Annotated in this window: 6 protein-coding genes; 4 read left to right on the forward strand and 2 right to left on the reverse strand. The window is 70.3% G+C overall.

What is annotated here, in order from left to right; genetic code table 11:
* Positions 1-1089: 2-succinyl-5-enolpyruvyl-6-hydroxy-3-cyclohexene-1-carboxylic-acid synthase (menD, locus tag ACTIR_RS0105090; protein WP_026453467.1), on the reverse strand; the 1089-nt coding region annotated here is incomplete at its 3' end.
* 102 nt (positions 1090-1191) lie between these two features.
* On the opposite strand from menD, the gene ACTIR_RS0105095 reads away from it, so the two are divergent.
* The 4 genes from ACTIR_RS0105095 to ACTIR_RS25765 all read left to right on the forward strand — a co-directional run bounded on the left by ACTIR_RS0105095 (position 1192) and on the right by ACTIR_RS25765 (position 3022).
* The gene (locus ACTIR_RS0105095; RefSeq protein ID WP_007024807.1) at positions 1192-2115 is read left to right on the forward strand and encodes a 1,4-dihydroxy-2-naphthoyl-CoA synthase; all 924 of its coding nucleotides are present in this window, start codon (positions 1192-1194) and stop codon (positions 2113-2115) included.
* Positions 2116-2231: 116 nt separating this feature from the next.
* Positions 2232-2360 (forward strand): hypothetical protein, encoded by a 129-nt coding sequence (locus tag ACTIR_RS27660; RefSeq protein WP_267879479.1) that lies wholly within the window; start codon positions 2232-2234, stop codon positions 2358-2360.
* A gap of 52 nt (positions 2361-2412) precedes the next feature.
* Positions 2413-2709, forward strand: coding sequence for a hypothetical protein (locus tag ACTIR_RS0105100; protein WP_084789326.1), 297 nt, complete (start codon positions 2413-2415; stop codon positions 2707-2709).
* Positions 2702-3022, forward strand: coding sequence for a hypothetical protein (locus tag ACTIR_RS25765; RefSeq protein ID WP_154663667.1), 321 nt, complete (start codon positions 2702-2704; stop codon positions 3020-3022). The genes ACTIR_RS0105100 and ACTIR_RS25765 overlap by 8 nt, the downstream gene beginning before the upstream one ends.
* Positions 3023-3093: 71 nt before the next feature.
* Here the strand turns inward: ACTIR_RS25765 and ACTIR_RS27665 are convergent, their stop codons facing one another.
* Complete coding sequence (locus tag ACTIR_RS27665) at positions 3094-3228, reverse strand: hypothetical protein (RefSeq protein ID WP_267879480.1); 135 nt, start codon at positions 3226-3228, stop codon at positions 3094-3096.
* Between the last annotated feature and the right edge of the window lie 104 nt (positions 3229-3332).

Raw genomic sequence — 3332 nt, forward strand, 5'->3', positions numbered from 1 at the left:
GGCCAGCGTCTCCCGCACGGCCGCCGTGGCGGCCGCGTCGGCGCGCTGCCACCGGTGCAGCCACTCGGGGTCGGCGGGCTTGGCGGGTTCGTCGAACCACTGACCGACCTGACGGACGTTGTGCGCGGGCGCGGGCCAGTCCGAGTCGGGCCGCACGAGCAGCACCTCCACGTCGTGGTCCGACAGCAGCCGCTGCACCTGCCGGAACACGGTGGGCCGCCCGAGGCACAACACCTGCTCCGGCTTGTGCTCGGCGACGAACTCCTCCACACCGAGCAGCCACGCACCCCCGGCGAGCGCGGTCGGGCCGCCGAGCCCGAGCCCGCCCGTCTCCGAGATCATCGGCCAGTTGTGCTCCTCGGCCCATTCGCTCGCCGCGCGCACCCCGGCGTCGCAGGCGATCACCAGACCCTGCCGCGCCGAGGGCACCACGAAGGACGGCAACGCGCCGAAGTCGGGCAGCTCGGTCCACCGGTCGCCCCGCGGCCTGCCGTCCAGCGACTCGTACCAGGCGTCGCCGTCGTCGCCGCCCCCGTCGGCGACGTCCGGCACCAGGGGTTCCCGGAACGGGATGTTGAGGTGGACGGGGCCGCACCGCCACTCCCCGTAGGCGGCGTTCCACGCCCGGCAGACCTGGCTGCGCCAGTAGGCGTTCTGGCCGGACCGGTGCTCGGCCACGGCGAGTTCGTCGAAGTACCGCACCGCACCGCCGTAGAGGGCGTGCTGGTCGATCACCTGGTTCGCCCCGGCCGAGCGCAGCTCGGGCGGCCGGTCGGCGGTGAGCACGATCAGCGGCACCCCGGCCCGGTCGGCCTCCAGCACCGCCGGGTGCAGGTTCGCCGCGGCGGTGCCCGACGTGCACACCACGGCCACCGGACGGCCGGTGCGGGCGGCGATCCCGAGCGCGAGGAAGGCCGCCCCGCGTTCGTCGACGCGCACGTGCAGCCGCACCCGGCCCGCCGAGGCGGCGTCGTGCAGCGCGAACGACAGCGGGGCGTTGCGTGACCCGGGACAGAGCACGACGTGCGAGACCGTGTTCCGCACCAGCTCGTCGACCAGCACCCGGGCCTGTGCCGTCGAGGGATTCATCGGCCACCGTCCCGCCCGGCCGGGTGCGGGGTCGGCGTCCGGTGGACGGTCCGGGCCGCCGTGGTGTCGAGACTCGCCAGCACGGGGCCTATTCTCCCAGGCGTGCCTGACGACCGAGTCTCGGAGCTGTTCGACCCCGCCGCGTGGGAAGAGATCGAGGGCTTCGACTTCACCGACATCACCTACCACCGTTCGAGGGAAACCCGGTCCGGCAAGCGTGTCGCCCGGGTGGCGTTCGACCGGCCGGAGGTCCGCAACGCCTTCCGCCCGCACACCGTCGACGAGCTCTACCGCGCGCTCGACCACGCCCGGATGAGCTCCGACGTCGGCTGTGTGCTGCTCACCGGCAACGGACCGTCGCCGACCGACGGGGGTTGGGCGTTCTGCTCCGGTGGTGACCAGCGTATTCGCGGCCGCTCGGGGTATCAGTACGCCGAGGGCGAGACCTCGGACACCATCGACCCGGCGCGCGCCGGGCGGCTGCACATCCTGGAGGTGCAGCGGCTGATCCGGTTCATGCCGAAGGTGGTGGTCGCGGTGGTGCCCGGCTGGGCCGCCGGGGGCGGGCACTCACTGCACGCGGTGTGCGATCTCACCCTCGCCTCGGCCGAGCACGCCCGGTTCAAACAGACCGACACCGACGTCGGCTCGTTCGACGGCGGCTTCGGCTCGGCCTACCTGGCGCGCCAGGTGGGGCAGAAGTTCGCCCGGGAGATCTTCTTCCTCGGCCGCCCCTACACCGCCGAGCAGGCGCACGCGATGGGCGCAGTGAACGAGGTCGTCCCGCACGGGGAGCTGGAGACCGTGGCACTGGAGTGGGCCTTCGAGACGCTGGGCAAGTCCCCCACGGCGCAACGCATGGTCAAGTACGCGCTGAACCTGGTCGACGACGGGCTGGTGGGCCAGCAGGTGTTCGCCGGGGAGAGCACCCGGCTGGCCTACATGCAGGACGAGGCCGTCGAGGGCCGAGACGCCTTCCTGCACAAACGCGACCCGGACTGGTCGGAGTACCCGTACTACTACTGAAGCCGAACCTCCCCAAGCGCGGGGGAAGGGGCCGGTCCCCCGCGCTTGCGGGTCGTGGGGAGAACTTCACCCGGTCCTTTTGGTACGCAACTCCAGACATGAAGAGGTGGCCCTGTATGAGAGCTGAGGAGTTCGACGAGCGGTTCGACCGTGCCGACGACATCACGTCTGAACTCGATCTTTCCTCGCTCCGGCCCCTTTCAACCGAGCAACGACGGGTCGACGTCGATCCCCGGCACGGATGATCGACTCACTCGACCGCGAATCGACTCCGTGCCACCAGTCGTTTTTCTGACGTTGTCCGCGATCTTCGCGTGCCTTGCGGTTGTCATGCTCGCGGGGTTCCTCCGCTCCCGCATGCGGAGCGCGGAGCAGGCCGTGCACCGCTTGCGCCTCTTCCTCGCCCGGTCGACCGCGCGAAAGGGAATCGCCGAGGTCAGTCCCGGTGCGATGTACCCACTCACCCCCGACATGATCAAGGAAGCGGCGGCGCTCGCCGGATACGAGTACGTGGACGTGTTCAATCGGAACGGCGTGGAGTACCTGCGCTTCCGCTCTGCCGAGCGACACCTGTCCGGAGGCGCCGATGTCTGATGCGGCCCTGGAGACCCTCGGGATCTGGCTGTTCGTGCCGTCACTGGCTCTGATATTCGTGCTGGCCGTCGTACAGCGGAACCAGGTCTCGCGAAGTTCGGACCCGGTCAGACGACAACAACAGCGCAAACGATTGACCACGGTGGCGCGGGAGCAACACGACCGCGGGGAACTCGTCATCGACTGGATCGCCTTCCGTGATCTCTCCAGGGCCGATCTGACCGAGGTGCTCGGCAAGCACGGATGGCACTACCGGCGGCAGGAGATCACCGGGAGAGAATGGCGCCTGGTCTTCTGCACAACCACCTCGTGAGCCGCACACGTCGGGCACGGTCGCCGCCCGGTCGGATATCGTCCCCTCCGGCCGGGCCGTCGGTGCGCCGGTCAGTCCAGGGAACGCTGCTTCGCCTGCCGGATGCCGTCGCGTACCGCTGCCCGGACCACGAAGTACAGGATGTAGAAGAAGCCCGCCACGAGCACCAGGTAGGTCAGCACACCGACGGGGAAGGTCGAGCTCATCGGAAGGACGGTAGACGATGCGTGTGGTCGAGGTCGACGGAACCCCGGCCGCCGTCGGACGGCTGCGCGCCGCGCTCGCTGACGCGCTCGACGGCGGCGAGGCG

The organism is Saccharomonospora iraqiensis subsp. iraqiensis (assembly GCF_000430445.1).
In the GTDB taxonomy this organism is placed as follows: domain Bacteria; phylum Actinomycetota; class Actinomycetes; order Mycobacteriales; family Pseudonocardiaceae; genus Saccharomonospora; species Saccharomonospora iraqiensis.

What these genes read in the sequence shown, in the direction of transcription:
- ACTIR_RS27660 (WP_267879479.1), top strand. Translation starts at nt 2,232, where the DNA reads ATGAGAGCTGAGGAGTTCGACGAGCGGTTCGACCGTGCCGACGACATC.
- ACTIR_RS25765 (WP_154663667.1), top strand. Translation starts at nt 2,702, where the DNA reads ATGTCTGATGCGGCCCTGGAGACCCTCGGGATCTGGCTGTTCGTGCCG.
- ACTIR_RS27665 (WP_267879480.1), bottom strand. Translation starts at nt 3,228, where the DNA reads ATGAGCTCGACCTTCCCCGTCGGTGTGCTGACCTACCTGGTGCTCGTG.